The 1792-nt window shown below is 48.2% G+C and carries 1 protein-coding gene; it reads right to left on the bottom strand.

What is annotated here, in order from left to right; translation table 11 throughout:
- Positions 1 to 581: 581 nt before the first annotated feature.
- Positions 582 to 1169, bottom strand: a complete 588-nt coding sequence (locus ACT3TJ_RS17885; RefSeq protein ID WP_444666125.1) for a tetratricopeptide repeat protein — start codon at positions 1167 to 1169, stop codon at positions 582 to 584.
- Positions 1170 to 1792: the final 623 nt, after the last annotated feature.

Genomic DNA, 1792 nt, shown 5'->3' on the forward strand with positions numbered 1-1792 from the left:
GGGCACACCGGCGGAGGTGCCTAGAAAGAGCAGGTTCATAATTATCCAAGTGATTTGAAGCTCGGCTTAACACAGCCTGCACAAGACGTTATGACTTGAAATCGGCTTCTTCTGCAAGCAAAACAACGATGATTGTGGGTTTTCAATTGGTACTTTCCTGCTCCTTAACGTACTTGTAATCTGCCAAATATCCCACTTCGCCACCACAGGAGCATTGATCGACCGCTTTTCGCGTAACAACCTTCTCGCATTGAACGCAGAACTGTTCATGCCGCCGCCTTCTCTTCCTGCAATATAGAAACACGACAAGATAAATAGTGACTCCCAGAAGCGCGTAAAACGGTAAACGCCCAAACAGCCCCCCCCAACTGACAGGATCAAGGCTGCTTCTATATTTTGAATAGCCAACCTTTTGCGAGGTTGTAGCCATAAGCAGTAGAAAAAGCGCCATGAAACCCGGCTGTAGCGTCACTTGCCCCAGTCCATTGAGCGCCCACAGTACTTTTTGAATATTGACGATGATGCTCAACAATTGAAAAAAAGCGTTCGCTGGTAGATATAATGTACTGCCGTTTAGCACCCTACGACTTAAATCTATTTAGTCGACCCAGTACCTCCTGTGCCTCGGGCACACCTGCAGCGGCCGATTTTTCTATCCACTCACAGCCTTTCACATAATCCTCGTAGCCAGCCCAGCCATCAATGAGCGCCAGTCCCCAGTTATATTGGGAAAGCGAATGACCTTTATGGGCTGCTTTCTCGAAGTACTCACCGGCCTTGACGTCATGGACGGGCACAAACTGCCCTAGCATGTGCATACAGCCCAGTTGAAACTCCGCCTCTATACACCATTTGCCATTTAGACCTGCGGTTTTTTCAAAATACTGGTAAGCCTTGGCATGATCCTCCTTTACCCCCTTGCCATTGAGGTAGCGATAACCAAGCCCAAGCGCTCCTTTTTCGCCTCCCAGCGCATCCAGTTGCTTGAGATGGCGGACTGACCTCGCCTCGTTATTATCTTCGAAGCTGGCCGCCATAAACTGATGATAGGAAATACATAATTTTTTCCAGGTAGCGTTAGGTAGCCATGCTTTGAGAACAGGCTGTTTAACGTCAGTGTTTACCCGGCGCAGGCGGGGAATACGCTTGAACGGGCCAGAGCCAAACATCCACTTCAAGGTAGCGTCATGAATGGGTGCAGCGCACTCTTTACAGATCAGTCGCGTTCTATAAAGAGGCCTTGCAATGCTTACAGAGCTAAGCAGCAGCAGACCCAAAAAAGAGGCAATATCGTTTGCAACATAAAAGATGAGAGCGCCAAGTCCCATCACGAATATAATTATCTGGAGTGCGATAAGGGCGATATTGCCAAATGTGATCGGCACTATGTATTGCGTGTTGCCACCACAGTTAGAGCAGCGTACTGCTTCATCTAATTTCCGTTTTTTCAAAGATCACCTGCTCTATCTCCTGTACCGCTAACTATCCACTATCAGATGCTTGCTCAGGCTCACCGCGTTGATGTCAGGGTAGCCCCGTCGGCTATAAACAAACGCTGCTTTCCACCCAATGTGATTGTTGCACCTGTTACCCGTCTTTTAGTACCGGATTCATCGCTCTGCACTATATTAAAAGAGCAGTCACCTACACAAATATCTCTTGATAGTAACAGGCCTTAACCTGCTGCTAGCCTTTCCACACCTAAGCTAGCGTGGCCAAGATACAAACCTGCGACAAGGCTGACAGCGGTCAACATAAGCGCTAATAAGTTACACGACCGCAATACACATGC

This window comes from Halomonas sp. AOP30-A1-24, assembly GCF_052378165.1.
Taxonomy (GTDB): Bacteria; Pseudomonadota; Gammaproteobacteria; order Pseudomonadales; family Halomonadaceae; genus Vreelandella; species Vreelandella citrativorans.